The organism is Fictibacillus nanhaiensis, from assembly GCF_036213205.1.
Classification (GTDB): domain Bacteria; phylum Bacillota; class Bacilli; order Bacillales; family Fictibacillaceae; genus Fictibacillus; species Fictibacillus nanhaiensis_E.
The window spans coordinates 24,153-38,724 of record NZ_JARMFC010000033.1; the positions used below are offsets into that span (position 1 = coordinate 24,153).

The following is a 14,572-nucleotide window of genomic DNA, read 5'->3' on the forward strand; positions in this document are numbered from 1 at the left end:
TTAGGGCTTAGGAAAAATGTATTTTGTCAATCATGGCCCACTGAATTTAAAAATAATTGAAATGGTTTAAAGCAAAATTATTTTACACGTCGTGTTGATTCTTAAATTAAAAGTTTACTAGAGTGGAAGAGCATCCGATATTATTTTTTGGATGCTTTTTGAGTGAGGAAGGAGGGCAATAATGAATAGGGCAGCACCACATTTAATTGTTACTTTTATCGGTTTAAGTGTTGTTTTCTTAGGAATATCTTATTCAGATTTGAAAATTTCTAATGTTTATGTATCGTGTGCAACATTAGCTGCATTATTTTTTACTATCACAGATTTATTTAATTTAATTGATGAATACGAAATAGATAAAGATAAAGTAACAAGTAGATTTTACAAATTCATTATTGATAATAGACACAACCTATCAATTTTTTCTTTGTTCTTTGCTATCTTTTCAATAATTTTTCTTCCTTATGTAGATTTTATGGAAAAATATTTATTAGGATACAATAATCAAATTACCCTAGTATCACTAGGATTAGTAATATTGATAATAAGTTTTAGAGCATTAAGCTATGAAGCAAGAAGAGAAAAGGAAATTTCAGACACAATCAATGAAGTTAAAGACTTATCATTAAAACACCAAAAGGATTTAGAAGAATTACAAAAACAATGCGCAGTTTTAATCGAAGAAAACTTAAAATACCAACGAAAAAACAGTGACTAATTAGTCTTTTTAGTGTAAATGAGCGTCAGCTGATAGAAGATTGTTTTGTATACATGAGGAGGTTTTTTTTTGTCTGATCAACAAAAGGCTATTGCAAATGTAATGAAATTTTTGCGTGATGAATCTAAAAAAAGCTTATTGGTAAAAGGATATGATAATGAAGCTAAGTTAAGGGTAGTTCTCTCTTGTTTGAATAGTGAGTTTGACAAGGGAATCATAAGAACAAGTTCTATGTCTGACATTTAAGATCATATCAATCGAGCTTTTAATAAAAAACTTCTACCTTATACAGTTAAATCAACTACTAATTATAAATTAGGTAAAATGACTATTAATATAAATAGTTACGCAACTCATACAGCAACTAATCCTAGAGGCAATGAAAATACTTTTACTTTAATTTTTCCTGTACAATTAGTGCTCGGTAATTCTAAAAGGTATTCCAATTTTCTAAATGATTTAAAGAAAATTAGATCAAGAAAAATTATACTTATTACTACAAATGAGTGGGGTATAACAGATTGGGATATTGAAAATTTCGTGGATGAAGTATTTTTTTATAACGTTGAAAAAGACAATCCCCAGATCATGTCGAATTTAAGAAATAATGGTGCGATATAAAAGCGTCAAGTAAAATCCGAAAAAATTTATGCAGCAAAACAGGTACGATTGTTGAAAAATAATAGGAAGTAATTGTTTAACATTTATCGAATCCTTGATAAAGCAGTATCATCCCATAGTTTAATTGGACCAAAATTACGACCAAAATCGGACCAAAATAATTTAAAAAGATAAGAAATATCTTGAAAAGCAATAAATTTAAAAAGCTGATAAAACAGCAATTTAGACGTATTTTGAAAAAGAAAAAAAGGGTGAGATATGTTCCGTACACAAGTTCATGCTTGGAACAGACAAGAAGAGCAACCGAATATTCGGTTGCTCTTTTGTAATAATTGCTTAATTTGTTTTTGTTGTTTTGATAACAACCATAACGGTTGTTATCTTGCTTGCTCTACTTAAACAAGCAGTGCAAAACAATCAAAAATAGAAGTACGTCACTAGAAGTGAGTGTCCATTCAAATTTAAGCATTATTACACCTCAATCCAATATTTAATTACTTATATAATACCCACTTGAATAGATTTAATGTGGGTAATTCTAATTAATAGTATTTACTTTGAAAACAACGGAGATTATATAGACAAAGATACATGAAGTGGGCACTATTTTTACGCAATCTTTTTGAGAGGAAAATAAAACTTGGGTAAAGTAATACATTATTTAAAATCAAAAGATAAGGCCACTCTATTCACAGCAGCTGTCTTTATATACGTCATTCTAGAGGTTTATGGTCATACAATCTGGAACGCCTTTATTTGGGTAATGCTATTTTTATTAATTTATAAGTTGATAAAATTTGGGATACGGATTAGAAGAAATAATCAATGGTTACGTTCTGATATTCACGATATTGATCTCATGAATGGAATAGAATTCGAAAACTACTTGGCGGATCTTTTCGAATCCAAGGGCTATTCGGTAAAATTAACACCGCGGTCAGGTGATTACGGTGTCGATCTGATCTTAAGGAAGGGAAGAAAGAGAACGGCAGTCCAAGCAAAATGTTATGGAGGAAATATAGGAGTAGACGCGGTGCAACAAGTCATTTCTGGTAGCATTCATTGGCGAACGACAAATGCCATGGTTATCACGAATCGATATTTTACTCCAAACGCGAAGAAGTTAGCCAAATCAGGGATGGTGGAACTAATCGATCGTGATGGATTAAGTAAACTGATAAACTGAATATAAAATAAGACTAGCTTCAAGTAGTATCAAGGTTGTTTATGTGGTTCGTTCTTTTAATTTTTGTAGTGAAGAGGAAAGTATAATTAATGTTTCTAAGAAGAGTACTGGCAGCTGCCAGTACTCTTCTTCTTTTTCTTATAATAATTTTAAAGAATACAAAATTAAGGAGAGAAAAGGTCATCTATATGTGAAGATTTATAAAGTGAAAGAGTTTGCTGATAAGGATCGTACCTTATATGAATTTGTTAGTATGACTGTGCCCACTTTAAACAGCTTGATGAAAGATGATGGCCAAAATGCTTTATTGTATAAACGTTAAATGCACAAGGTGGTTACTTTACTGTATGAAGATTAACGCATAGTTAAATCATACCATTAAGGATTAGATACAAACAAATGTTTCTGCTTATTTACAAAATGGAGAATAGCACTCTCTAGTTTTTGCTGAGCTTCTTCTGGAGTGAGCAATGAAACTGTTTTAGTTGGGTGATAGTAGATAAGTTCATACATGTCATCTGGAAAACCAAATCTAGCGTATATAATATCAATACTCTCGAAAAGCTCATGTTGTGACTTATAATGATTAAAGGCATGGATCAGATTTACATAACGCCATTTCCATATTTCATGATCAAACTCTTCCTCGTTTCTATAAATCTCCGGTAAGTGATTATATTGTGCTTTTAAATCGGGTTTCTCAATAGAGGATATTAGTAACTCTAGAGCATCTATTTCAGAATGAACGCCCCAAGCCAAGTCTACTATCTGTATGGTTGGTTGATCCTCGTTCTCTAAAGAACTTAAAGCAAAATCTTCAACAAACTTCTTGGTAATCATCTTTAATTGCAGTCCTCTGATTACGAACGGTACATCAATCTTTATATTTAAACTTTTTATATAGGAATAGTCATAGTGTTCATCCATTATGTAAATCCACCTTGTGGTAATTTTTGTTAAGATGAAGGTAACTTGTAATATGGTTTAAAACAGTATAATTACCAATTATATCATTACAGTAGGAGCATCTGTTTTAACGGCTGTTGCTCCTAAACGATTATTTTCTATTACATTTATAAATACCGTTATCTTTTCAGCAAGAGAAACTATTTGTATTTTGTATCGTAATTAACTAGAAGCGATTAGGAGGCATTCTATGTTCAAACAAATTTTATCAAGTGTTATGGTGGGATTGGTGAAAGTGGATACCATTATTCATACTCCAATCTTCATACCTGGTGAATATGTACAGGGTGAAGTGATTCTTTATGGTGGTAATAAACCAAGAAGAATAGAAACTATCACTTATTCTTTTGTTAAGACATATTTATTTGGAAATGAAAACATCCATTATCCTTTCTTTAGTCATGAAATGGTTGTGGGAAAAGAAATTGGAAAGAACGAAGAAGAACGTATTGACTTTCGTTTTCTGTTACCTGAAAACCTTCCTGTGCCCCTCTATGAAAATGAATTATGGTTAAAAACCGATGTAGAGATACCCAGAACCTTAGATCCTGAAGATAAAGATTTCGTAGAAGTAAAGATGCATCCATTTATGGAACTCTGTATGAAGACATTCCAGGATGATCTAGGGTTCACTGCAAACGTTCGCGAACCGTTGATGGATATACAGATCATAAAAGCAGTGAAGAGAGAATTCGCTTCAATTTTGGACGCAAGGCAACACGTCTTTTTACAATCCGTAAGATTTAAACCGACAGAACTTTATAAAGAGAAGTATGAGAGAATAGAGATTTTCTTTGACGTTACAGCTGATTCTATCGATCTTTATATATATGTAATCTTTAAATCGACTTTTAGTAAACTCAACAGCAACCCCCTAAACTATGTTTTATTGCAGCTACCGAAATAGATCAGTCATGACCAGAGAGAGATATCGGAAAGAATTAAAAGATTCTTAGATGATTTAAAGAAGACCGATATAGCGGATTATGTTTATTAATGGTTTCATAGTGTTTTCTATTTGTGATTAACAAACATAAAAGGATAATGTCATCAACACATATGTCATTGTATATGTTGATTTTAATAATGATTCTGATATATAAAGTTAGATTACTTTAAAAGCTGACTTGTTTTAGTAGAATTTGTTTCTTTTTGGTTCAAATCATTTTGGGGCGGCAGCACGACAGACTGATCAGAAAGGGAAAACGTTTTTCTGTCATTCTGTAACGTGTCGCTTCGGTATTAAATCGATTGATAACCACGGTCTGTACGGTTCATCCTTCACCTACACACCGATAAGTTCCTGTTTCATTTGCGGATAACCACCATGCCGAACGAGCCGGAAACCCACAATAGAAAGAAATGTAAAGGAAAGAAACAGTAACGTTGAAGAAAAAGGAGAAAAGAAATAAATCTCAAAATTTCTAAATTTGGAGGAAAATGTTCTAAGCTGTACACATCGCTCGGAAACAATGACACTAGTCCTTGTAATCTCTCTTAAGAATTTTAATGTTTATTAATATGGCCATACTGGATTGTGTATGTTTTTAATAGTTGGAATTTTATAAAGTGTAGGTCATATCGCCCTCACCTTTACATAGGATGATTATGTTAGTTGAGCGTATGTTACATAGTTTTTCTATTTGGGATTATTATAAAAGCTCCCGAGCACAGCACTAAACCCCGTAATAAAAGCGATTCGTAATACCAATACAATGTATTCCATCGGTTCTTTGTATGTGGTCGCTGAAACACCGTTTCCTTCATGAATTGTAGTAGAAATAGGTATGAAGATGATGGCTAACCCGAGACCAAGTGTAAAGCCATAAAGAAAAAACATATTAATTCTCTTCGTATTCATAAGACTCCCCATGACTTCTATAGTATTTTATGAAAATTTCCATCACATTCTAGCTTAAAAGAGATTAGCTAAAATATGTTGATAAAAAAATATACAATATCTATATCATATATGTTGTCATATAATATTGTGGTTGGATTTTATCATTGTTTATCTTCTTTTTTGCAACAATCTTTCAGTTGAAATATTCTCCATTTCTTTTCTTCATTTTTTACAATTATAAATGAAAAAATTGGAAAATGATATGTTAGATTAGCTGATTGTCATTCATTGTGGTTTAGTTTAGCCAGATTCATGATGTTTTTGACTAACCTACGTAATAATTCGTATACAATAATAATATTGTTAACATATATGTCATTGTTAACTTTTTAGTAGGGGATCACGATTGCTTTCAAGAGACTGTATTATCTTATAACAACAAACTAAAAAGAGTGTGGAATTGAGTGGATAGACGATACTATTGATAATAAGATGGAAAATGTCGCATATGAAAAAAGAAGAATCCTCTTTAAAATTAAACAAATGTTTAAAAAGCACTCCATCTGGGGTGCTTTTCTGTATGGAAATAGGGGATACATACATTTGCAAATTCTACAAATTCTAATGATGAGGTGATAATACATGAAAAAAGCTGTAATGATTTTAGTATTGGTGTTAATTTCTGCATCTTTAAATGTTCCAATAACACATGCAGAAGTAAGAAAAGTTACCAATGATGAAATGATTCTCTTCACTACGACAGAACAAATGCTTTTAAGTTTTATTGAACCCAAAGTAGAAGAACTGGTTCAAGAAGAATATGGCATGAGAATGCCGTGGAGATTTGTTCAGGTAAATGAGGTAAAGCATGTTGCTAAGATTAAAGAACCCACATCTTGGTATGAGTTGAAAACAGTAATCGCAGTAGGAGAAAAAGCAAAAAAGAAATACGATAATCTGACTTTAAAGTTTACTAATCATTATAATAATGATAAAAATTTCATGAAAAATATGAGTGACATAAATTTTGAATTATTAGATTATAAAAACGATGTTAAAGTTGATTTTGCTACACCGTGGAGTAAGTATCCTGATAACTCAGAGATTAAATTTGCGGATGTGAATACATTCTATGAATAAAAAGCAATATGTTGAATTTAAGAATGCTAAACTTAACATCCGAAAGAAAACGTATTATAAAGATGTCAATTCTGTAATGGCACGAGCTGATAAATATGGAAAAGCAAGATCAGATGGAGACGGCTATTCTCCAACTAGACAGGTCTTTGTATTTATTACGGTTTCTGAAGATGGTACTAAAATGAAAACAGCCGTTTATGATGCTGAAATTCAAAAACTGATCTTTGCTAGTTCTAATTAAGAAGTAAACATATTTAAACAAATGTTTAAAAAAACAGAGAAAAGCCGCTGCTGTCGTGCTAATTATTATGGAAATAATGCATTTGCAATTCGCGAAGTTGGATTTTATGTAACATATTTCAGTAAGAGAAGACATAAAGCCCCTCAAAGGAGCTAAAGAATAGATGAGAAAAATCTTGATTTTGTTTTTACCTGCATACATTGTAATTACCATGAGTATAAACACAATTGTGGAAGCTGTTCCAAAGCCTCCTGAAGGTTCTAGAGGAGAACTTTATCAAGATCTATTTGTTACCATTCTCTTACCATACATTGAACAACCAATCAATGAATACTACTCAAAAATCATCAATGTTACTCCTATGGTATATCCGTATCAAGTAGATATAGTTAGTGCAAAAAGGGTGCTTGAAGGAAGATCATTTCTATTCATAGTGACTCTTGAGGTCACACCAGTTGTAGGTCCACATATTTCTGTTGGAAAAGATAGGCTAACCTTTAAAATTGGGGCACCAGATGAAATAGGTCAATCAGTAAAATTAATTCATTTTAATCATTTAGAGACACACGAACTACCACCAGATTTGAAGCACATACTTAGAAAACAGCAAAGTTTGTAGAAGTATTTTGTGATATCAATAAGGTTAAGGTTTTCGTAATAAGGGAAACTTGGATTGAGCTAAAGTACATCGGGTACGTCATATTCGCGTATGATAATGTAAATGGTGCGCTAAAAATACTTCTAAGATTTAAACAAATGTTTAAAAATATCAGAGAAAAGCACAACTTCGTGCTTTTTTTGTTGTGTTTCATTTATTTGTATAAGTAAAGCTACAGATTACTTCTGTAAATCCAATCAGGGTAGCATTCGTAGTATATAAACTTAACCAACAATTGTAAACAATCGAGTTAATTTGTCAGTTAGGGAATAAAGGATTCTGCTAATTTAGAAAGGATAACATTAATATCTGTCACGCTTTAGTATGTGAAACAATGATTATGAAATACCCTGGAAAATACAAGGAGGAAGCCTTCAAGGCTTCCTTTTATCCTTACTATTCACTATTTTCTTGAGTTGCATTTACTTTTTCAGCATCCCAATACTGTTCACTAAATACATCTGCAAAAGCTTCAGAGGTATTCATAAGCTCTTCTAGATTATTATCAATTCCACCCATTTCAATCAACATCGAATTAGTCGATAGATCTTGATTGTAAACGCCGTTTCCTTCATTTTTTCCTTTTATGACTACTCCTCGACATAGACTTGGATACTTTTCGTTTATTCTGTTGTATAACGATTCAGCAAGTATAAGATTCTTTTCATAACCGGGATGCTCTTTACCTACTACTAAGAACAATCTAGCGTATGTTTTTCCGTCGATTTCAATTGTCGTAACATGTCTAGGCTGTGAATCTCGATGCATATCAATTAAATATTGGATGTCTTTGTTATTTGAGATTGTTTTAACTACGTTTTCTCTGGCTGCTGTGTAAGCTTTACCTGTTCCCCAATTTTTATTTTTAAGCGTTTCGCCGATATTTGAGGTATCGTGTGATACACCAATCCCTCGTTCCTCTAAATCTTTCTTTAGTACATCACCAATTGCGATGATGTTAGTAGAGGGATTAGAACTATTGTACGTACCATTTTTCGAGAGGGGTTTATAAGCTTCGTAACTATGTGAGTGATAAATATGGATTACTTGTTTGCCTTTAGTATTTTGCTTAGGTGTAGGATTTTTATGTCTATCCTCGTTTTCTTGCAGGATTTTTTTATTTTCTTCTGTAGGTTCCGCCGTTTCCATAATCTCTTCAATAGGAGGAGTAGATTCTATGGGTAAAGTTGCATAACTTGTTCCTTTACTAGCTAGATAGATTTCTGCATCATAGATAGCAAACCCAGGTAACTCGTTTCCAAACAAACTACGTATATCTCCAGGACGAATATTAGTGGCGAGTTGAATAAATATAGATGATAATTCTGGAGGTTCACTTTCCTGAGGTAATGCCTGTGTAAAGTAACTGTTCTGTGATCCAATTGCATAAACGAGGGCCTCAGTATTAAATTCTCTTAGCCACTTTGAAACTATTGTTGATTCCAACCATTTGCTTTTTACAGAAGTGAAGATTATGACAAACAATAGGGTTAAACCGATTAAACAAATGTTAATTTTTAAGAATCTATTAATCTTCATGAGAGTATACACTTTCTTCAATATAAATTTGAATTAAGTGAAAGCAGAATAGAGTCAGTCCTGCTATAAAAACGCCGATTGTAAATACCCATGGTAATATAAAAAAACTTGTAAAAGATGAAAAGAAGAAAAGTAGAAACCAGTTATGTAGCTTTTTCATTAACTTCACCTCAATTTATTATTAATAGATTCTATTAATAGAAACCTAAAAATATCACTAAAAGGGTGAGTATTGTAAAAGAGAATTTGTAAGAGTAAAAGAGGTTATTGAAGTTTTCAACAAATGAGTGCGTTAACTCAGAAGGATTTGAAAACTATTAAGTAAGAATGGTTGAGTGTATATAGACTTAATACTCACTAGAGGAATTTTGCTCAGTAGAAGTAATGGTATGACTATTCTAAATCTTACACGTAAATGGATGCGTAAAAAACACTATCGGTTAAAGCTCTGCAAAAAACCTATACTTTTACTGGTAACGTTACAAAACCAGTGACATTAATGAATCTAACCCCCTCCTAAATCACAATCTTATTATTGTTCCACTGAACAGATCTATAGATTTTTCATTTTGTTCAAAAAAGTCACACTTGAAAAATCACCATGTAAGGGAACATTCAATTGTATAACGCCATCTGATAATCGATCGAATTTAAGTAAGAATAAAAAGAAGCATGTGGACATCTTCTAGTAATAGGAGGTGGTTCTTAGATGAAAAAGGTATCGTATGGTTCACTCTATATGGCCTTTATTTTTTTGTTGGTTGGTTTCGCATCTTTTGGTTATTTTCAGATGAAAGAAGGAGAAAGCCTTAATGAGAAAAGAGATGTTTTAAGTTCATTTGATAGTAACGGCTTTGATGGTGAGAACTTAAAGCAACTTTCTTTTATCTCTTCTGTTAAAGTATATAATGTTTCAGCTGTCAAACCAAATTCTTCCGTTTTTGAGTATGTTAAAGGTGCAAGCACGCAATATGAATACGAGTCCAATAGTAAATCGGTTCTAAGTGATTCCATCCATTCAGGGTCTGGAGATGGAAAATGGTACTTAGAGTTAGAGAGGGAGAGTTATCATAGCACGAGTGTCTATTTCTTAATGGCATTTGTCATGTTGTATTGGTGCTTCTTCACGTATTGGTCTTTCATGAAGTTGTACGAAGACAAAAAACTGACCATGATGTGGGGATTAACCTTGGTGTTCTTTAACTTATTTGGTTACTACGCTTATCACATAACAAGTGAATCGAATGGATAGAGCGTTCAGAGAATGAAGCGTTGACCAAAGGAGATTTCCTTAACTGTTGAAGAAACAAAAGCTTATCTTTCGAAAGTAAAGATGGAGATGATCAATCTAACACGAGAAGTCTCAGATTCAACGGAATATTGCGATTACCCTATTAAATTAGATTTACAAAAGTTAATTGTTGTGGGCGATGATGTGAATATTGCGAAGATCAATAACGAACTAAATGGGTTCACATGGATATCACAATGAGCTTAAGTGATTATAAAGTCGTTGATCATGTGAGTATAGATTACCAACGTCTTGTCACTATCCAAACCTCTTTAACTGGTTCTGATGCAAAAGCTGAAAAGATGGTGAAGAAGATAGAAAAAATAGTGTTGGAGACATTGCAAAAGGAAGAAGCACACTATGGTTCGTACCAAATAGAAGTGAAAAGCCGTAACGGAGCAAAGTTAAACAAATAAGACTGAACAGATAGATCAATACTTTAACCCGCTTCCTTTCGAATGCGGGTTTCATCATGTCATCAATGGAAATAATCAGGTACTTTGAACCAAGGATAACTCCAATCATGCAGAGAATTTTTCAAGAAGGAAGAGGGAGGAGATAGAGATGGAATTGTTGTTTGCTTTACTTGTTCATTTATTTATCATGGGTGCTATGGTTCTATTGATTAGCGGAGTGTTAACCTGGTTCTTTCAACGGATTCATTTTTGTGTGATCGTTCTTTTCTGTATGGCATCAGGTTATCTTTATACAGTTGTCTTAGAGATACCAGCGTTCGCTTGGTTTGTCATCCTGTATAACGGTGTTCTGTCTCTATTAGGAGTGGGCTTAGTTAAACTTGGGCTTCATATGAAGCAAAAAGCCGAAAATATAATCACGTAAAAAAGACGAGCTTTGAGCCTGATTTATGCTGCTTTTATCACTTTAGATTTTCCACTTTTGTTTTTGGTAAAGTGAAGGTGTAATACGATACTCTGAATGAAAATGATTTATTTATACGAGTTAACAAAATGATGAGACAAAAACCCCTGTCCACAAGTGTGGACAGGGGTTTTTTACATTTTATTTTATTCGTAAAATTGTTTCCATTCTTCTGAAGTTAACTCATCAGGTGTAATGCCTCTTTCTTTACAATAGGCTAACATGGGACGTAGTTTCGTACGTGGTTTCTTGAGTTTACCTTCAGTGAAAACTCCATCTATAAAAGCATCGTCAAAGTGCTGCAGATCTCTTTTCATATCGTGTTCACTCACCCTTCGTACTCTTAGACCGCGTTCGGTTCTCTCTAAAACCTGTATCATCTTATCCATGTTACACCTCCTAATAAGTATCTCTCTACATTCTTTTTAGAACTTTGGGGATAGAAAATCATGGGATGTCCACCCTCTTCTTCACTTTGGAAACCGCCATGTAACGCTCCCATTCCTAAATAAAGAGGAACTTTGCTGGATTTGGAGGAAAGCATCACATGTCCATCGAAATGTTCTAAGCTGTACCAACATGCAAAGGAAACCAATGTTTTTCCGACACCGACATACTTTCGGTCTAGTGCAATCCGCTTGTTATGGGGAGCTGATTCCACCCAGTCCAAGTCGACGCAGAGGAAATCTGGATCGTTATTTGGGTACAATGCTAGGAGTCCTTGTACTCTATTTTCCCCTTCAGCAAACAGTCCAAACACGATGGAATCACGACTAAACGGTCTTTTCCAATCAAACTGCCAGCTATCTTTTGCTTTTTTTATATCATATGTTATGAGGTCTTCTCGGTTGAGGGCTTTAAAACGTTCATTAACAGTCTGTCCAGTTCTGATATCTATAATCATACGCTATCCATTCTTCATTCCCTCTTTTTTGTTGTCAATATTATAACACACTCAGACGGGATAGAATTCTTAAGATAAGGAATCTGTGTATATTCAATGTCATAAAGTTGCAACTTTTTAATAATGAAATAGTGGGTAGTCTTTACTTTTGGGGCACAGTACTCATGAGGTGGATAAATGATTAAGAAATTTTTAGTAACTATCTTTATTTTTACAACTGATTTCTACCAATTGCAATGCTCAAAGTAATCCACAAATCCAAATAATTGATATAAATAAAGGTAGTATGGTTAAAGTTGTTACAATGAACAATGACATACAACAAGAAGCAGTAAGGATTCTTAAAGGAATATTGGGCGTTTATGTGAAAGTAAATCCCCCATTCCTACGAAAGGGTACGTAATAAAAATTCCATTGGAACCTTCAAGGATATTGAATAATCAGTGGTTTGAGGGTTGGGTAGAAGAAATAACCATTATATTTCCTAGTAAAGGAAAGCCATGATGATGAAAACATAATACATTTCATTACGTTTGAAGGGGATGCAGATTTTCTATTGAAATTGTTAAAAATATAAACGTTTTATAGTTGGAATCCGCATAAAGAACAATGTGGACCGTTTAAGATAAAAAAATAGGACGGTTCATCTTATAGTGAAACTACCTTTTTAAAGTGTAGTTTCATGGTTTCTCCTGTGACTATGGAACGTGCAGTAACGGAAAAAGTAGAAGAATACTGGCAGCTGCCAGCACTCTTCTGCTTTTTCGTATAATAATTTATGGAATACAAAACCAAATAGAAAAAATGTCGTCTATATGTATAGATAAGGAGGGACGATATTGATTTATAAAAAGAAAGAGTTTGCTGATGAAAAACAAACTGCATATCCATTTGTGAATAGAGATGATCTCAAGTTGAACAGGTTGATGAAGGAGTATGGCCAAAGTGTCTTATGGTTAGCTTACTCGTATGTCAAAGATAAAAACCTAGCTGAAGAGATCACACAAGATGTGTTCATCACCTGTTATGAGAAGTTGGAAACCTTTCGTGAAGAATCATCGATCAAAACATGGATCTACCGCATCACAACGAACCGGTGTAAAGATGTGATGAAATCAAAATCGTATAAGTACAAGAAAGTCACGCGGTCCTTATTCAATCACTTTGTTTCAAAAGAAGATACACCAGAGGATTTCTTAATGAGAAAGACGGAGGAAAAAGAGCTTTCGTTAGCCGTTCTCGCCTTATCCCTAAAATACAGAGAGGTCATCTTTCTATATTACTTTGAGGATTTAAAGGTTGGAGACATAAGTACATTGTTATCAATAAATACAAACACTGTTAAAACTCGATTGCATAGAGGTAGAGAACTTATCAAACAGATGTATGAAAGAGGTGTGGAGAATGGAAGATAAGTTCAAAAAGCTGAGAGGAAGTATGACTGCGACTGTTCTAAATGACATTATGTTTGATAAAACGCTAGAGCAGAAGATTCAATACCGTATACAAACACAGAGTTTCAAAAAAAAGAAAAACAAATTTATCTACTATATAAGTGCATCTGTTTTACTCTTTGCTTTATTTATCGGTTCTGCCTTTGTTTCACCTGCAATGGCGAAAGTGGCATCTAAACTGCCTTACTTAGGACAATTTTTTGAATCTAAAGACATCGTTATGGTCATGAGTGAAGAGTTCCTAGAAAAAGGGTATAACGTTGGTAGTGTAGGTGTTTCATATCAAGGAAAAAAAGAAGTATTGATTGTAATAGAAGGATCTGCCTCCTATTTCAATAAGGTCAAAGTAGATGTGGAATCTACAGCATTAAGTATTTTGAAGAGTAGAGATTATGATGCTTACTCGGTTGTGGTATCAAAATACGAAAGTGATAAGGATGAAATAACTCCAGAACAGGAGGAGAGAATCAAGAAAGAAAGCGAGCTGTTTACAGCTCTAGATGGTGTATTTAAAAAATATCAACTAGCAGGGCTTAGTCTTAATGCTGATAAAAAAGTGGTGGATATCGAGATTCCGGATACAGATACGAGGATGTCTGAAATTGAACAGAAGGTTCAAAGTGTTTTAAAAACAAAAACAGATGAAACCTACACAGTTAAATTCAAAAAAGTAAATATGAATAAAAGAGATCAAGATAGAAGATGGGCAGAAATCCTAGGACTGGTCGGGGATGAATTGATGGGGAAAAAGGTCTATAAGGTCACAGGGCTTGGCTACTCTGTATATCCATCGCCGGAAATTATCTTTAAGACTTCTCTAAAAAAATCTGACCCTGAAGCGAAGAAACATGCAAAAGAACTGGAAAAAGTCATTGGAGAGTACCTTGCTACAGAAAAAATGCAAGCCAAAGTAAAAGGAGATTCATACAAGATCACCATTAGAAGTAAAGACTATAAGAAGATTAATTAAGTACTAAGGAGGCCGCATTTTTCTGCCTTTTTTATTCTACATCAGGTACTTCTATCACTTGTTCTTTAAATCTGTCAATAAGATTATCTAGACTTTTAATATCTTGTTCTGCGGCTAAATAATAGGATTTAAGCCAATACGCATTATCAGTTGCAAAACCTA

17 protein-coding genes are annotated in these 14,572 nt (G+C 33.4%); 12 read left to right on the forward strand and 5 right to left on the reverse strand.

Annotation, left to right across the window (positions count from 1 at the left end; all coding sequences use genetic code 11):
• The first annotated feature begins 181 nt into the window (after nucleotides 1-181).
• The 3 genes from P4V41_RS20540 (at nucleotide 182) to P4V41_RS20550 (ending at nucleotide 2,525) form a co-directional block, all read left to right on the forward strand.
• Nucleotides 182-718, forward strand: coding sequence for a hypothetical protein (locus tag P4V41_RS20540; protein ID WP_328087011.1), 537 nt, complete (start codon nucleotides 182-184; stop codon nucleotides 716-718).
• A 69-nt stretch (nucleotides 719-787) separates the two neighbouring features.
• On the forward strand, nucleotides 788-964 hold the full coding sequence (locus P4V41_RS20545; RefSeq protein ID WP_328087013.1) for a hypothetical protein: 177 nt from the start codon (nucleotides 788-790) through the stop codon (nucleotides 962-964).
• Nucleotides 965-1,979: 1,015 nt separating this feature from the next.
• Nucleotides 1,980-2,525 (forward strand): restriction endonuclease, encoded by a 546-nt coding sequence (locus P4V41_RS20550; protein ID WP_328087016.1) that lies wholly within the window; start codon nucleotides 1,980-1,982, stop codon nucleotides 2,523-2,525.
• A 378-nt stretch (nucleotides 2,526-2,903) separates the two neighbouring features.
• Here P4V41_RS20550 and P4V41_RS20555 read toward each other — a convergent pair whose 3' ends face one another.
• Nucleotides 2,904-3,452, reverse strand: a complete 549-nt coding sequence (locus P4V41_RS20555) for a DUF2247 family protein (RefSeq protein WP_328087018.1) — start codon at nucleotides 3,450-3,452, stop codon at nucleotides 2,904-2,906.
• A gap of 229 nt (nucleotides 3,453-3,681) precedes the next feature.
• Here P4V41_RS20555 and P4V41_RS20560 point away from each other — a divergent pair, with 229 nt between their 5' ends.
• Nucleotides 3,682-4,398 carry a sporulation protein gene (locus P4V41_RS20560; RefSeq protein ID WP_328087020.1) on the forward strand — a complete coding sequence of 239 codons (717 nt, stop codon included), beginning with the start codon at nucleotides 3,682-3,684 and terminating at the stop codon, nucleotides 4,396-4,398.
• Between the two features lie 732 nt (nucleotides 4,399-5,130).
• On the opposite strand, the gene P4V41_RS20565 is transcribed toward P4V41_RS20560, so the two are convergent.
• Entirely contained in the window at nucleotides 5,131-5,352 is a 222-nt protein-coding gene (locus tag P4V41_RS20565) for a hypothetical protein (protein ID WP_328087022.1), read from the reverse strand.
• A gap of 624 nt (nucleotides 5,353-5,976) precedes the next feature.
• Here P4V41_RS20565 and P4V41_RS20570 point away from each other — a divergent pair.
• From P4V41_RS20570 to P4V41_RS20580, 3 genes are all read left to right on the forward strand, one after another.
• On the forward strand, nucleotides 5,977-6,474 hold the full coding sequence (locus tag P4V41_RS20570) for a DUF3888 domain-containing protein (RefSeq protein WP_328087024.1): 498 nt from the start codon (nucleotides 5,977-5,979) through the stop codon (nucleotides 6,472-6,474).
• Nucleotides 6,467-6,715 (forward strand): hypothetical protein, encoded by a 249-nt coding sequence (locus P4V41_RS20575; protein ID WP_328087026.1) that lies wholly within the window; start codon nucleotides 6,467-6,469, stop codon nucleotides 6,713-6,715. The genes P4V41_RS20570 and P4V41_RS20575 overlap by 8 nt, the downstream gene beginning before the upstream one ends.
• Nucleotides 6,716-6,878: 163 nt before the next feature.
• The gene (locus tag P4V41_RS20580) at nucleotides 6,879-7,334 is read left to right on the forward strand and encodes a DUF3888 domain-containing protein (RefSeq protein ID WP_328087028.1); all 456 of its coding nucleotides are present in this window, start codon (nucleotides 6,879-6,881) and stop codon (nucleotides 7,332-7,334) included.
• A gap of 435 nt (nucleotides 7,335-7,769) precedes the next feature.
• On the opposite strand, the gene spoIIP is transcribed toward P4V41_RS20580, so the two are convergent.
• A complete protein-coding gene (gene spoIIP, locus P4V41_RS20585) occupies nucleotides 7,770-8,912 on the reverse strand; it encodes a stage II sporulation protein P (protein ID WP_328087030.1) in 1,143 nt (380 codons plus the stop codon).
• Between the two features lie 709 nt (nucleotides 8,913-9,621).
• On the opposite strand from spoIIP, the gene P4V41_RS20590 reads away from it, so the two are divergent.
• From P4V41_RS20590 to P4V41_RS20600, 3 genes are all read left to right on the forward strand, one after another.
• On the forward strand, nucleotides 9,622-10,164 hold the full coding sequence (locus P4V41_RS20590) for a hypothetical protein (RefSeq protein WP_328087032.1): 543 nt from the start codon (nucleotides 9,622-9,624) through the stop codon (nucleotides 10,162-10,164).
• Nucleotides 10,165-10,400: 236 nt separating this feature from the next.
• A complete protein-coding gene (locus P4V41_RS20595) occupies nucleotides 10,401-10,619 on the forward strand; it encodes a hypothetical protein (protein ID WP_328087034.1) in 219 nt (72 codons plus the stop codon).
• Nucleotides 10,620-10,767: 148 nt separating this feature from the next.
• Entirely contained in the window at nucleotides 10,768-11,043 is a 276-nt protein-coding gene (locus P4V41_RS20600; protein WP_328087036.1) for a hypothetical protein, read from the forward strand.
• Nucleotides 11,044-11,228: 185 nt separating this feature from the next.
• Here the strand turns inward: P4V41_RS20600 and P4V41_RS20605 are convergent, their stop codons facing one another.
• Nucleotides 11,229-11,471, reverse strand: coding sequence for a hypothetical protein (locus tag P4V41_RS20605; RefSeq protein WP_328087038.1), 243 nt, complete (start codon nucleotides 11,469-11,471; stop codon nucleotides 11,229-11,231).
• Nucleotides 11,459-11,986 (reverse strand): hypothetical protein, encoded by a 528-nt coding sequence (locus P4V41_RS20610; protein WP_328087040.1) that lies wholly within the window; start codon nucleotides 11,984-11,986, stop codon nucleotides 11,459-11,461. Before P4V41_RS20610 ends, P4V41_RS20605 begins: the two co-directional genes overlap by 13 nt.
• Before the next feature lie 839 nt (nucleotides 11,987-12,825).
• On the opposite strand from P4V41_RS20610, the gene P4V41_RS20615 reads away from it, so the two are divergent.
• Together P4V41_RS20615 and P4V41_RS20620 are read left to right on the forward strand one after the other, a co-directional pair.
• A complete protein-coding gene (locus P4V41_RS20615; RefSeq protein ID WP_328087042.1) occupies nucleotides 12,826-13,401 on the forward strand; it encodes a sigma-70 family RNA polymerase sigma factor in 576 nt (191 codons plus the stop codon).
• Nucleotides 13,391-14,410 carry a DUF4030 domain-containing protein gene (locus P4V41_RS20620; protein ID WP_328087044.1) on the forward strand — a complete coding sequence of 340 codons (1,020 nt, stop codon included), beginning with the start codon at nucleotides 13,391-13,393 and terminating at the stop codon, nucleotides 14,408-14,410. The genes P4V41_RS20615 and P4V41_RS20620 overlap by 11 nt, the downstream gene beginning before the upstream one ends.
• The last annotated feature ends 162 nt before the right edge of the window (nucleotides 14,411-14,572 follow it).